This is a genomic window from Aliivibrio sp. 1S128, from assembly GCF_001691065.1.
In the GTDB taxonomy this organism is placed as follows: Bacteria; Pseudomonadota; Gammaproteobacteria; order Enterobacterales; family Vibrionaceae; genus Aliivibrio.
In genome coordinates this window covers 1-331 of the sequence record NZ_MAJV01000100.1, presented here as the reverse complement: position 1 = coordinate 331, position 331 = coordinate 1, and the positions used below count along the sequence as shown (strand labels likewise).

The window sequence follows — 331 nt, the reverse complement described above, 5'->3', positions numbered from 1 at the left end:
ACCTAACTCTTAATAAAGAAGTTCCATCTGTTTCGATTGAACAATATGGTGAAATCTTTTTTAAAAACTCAGCTGCAACCTATCAAAGCTGGAATACTGAACAACTTAAAGGAAAAGTTCGAGTATTGCAGGCAATAGCAGGTCGAAGCAGTGCGAAAGCAATGAACGCCGATCTTATGAGTGCTATTACATTAGAAAAGTTCCCAGAAACAGAATATCAAACAACAACCATCATCAATCAAGATGATTCTATCTGGGGAACTGGTGGATTTGTGAAGTCTTCTGCTGAAGAAAGCAAAGAAGAGTTTTCATGGTCTTCAATGGTATTAGA

At 37.2% G+C, this 331-nt stretch carries 1 protein-coding gene; it reads left to right on the top strand.

Annotated elements, in window-relative coordinates:
* On the top strand, positions 1–331 hold a 331-nt coding region (locus tag A6E03_RS11275; protein WP_141677268.1), incomplete at both ends, for a YtfJ family protein.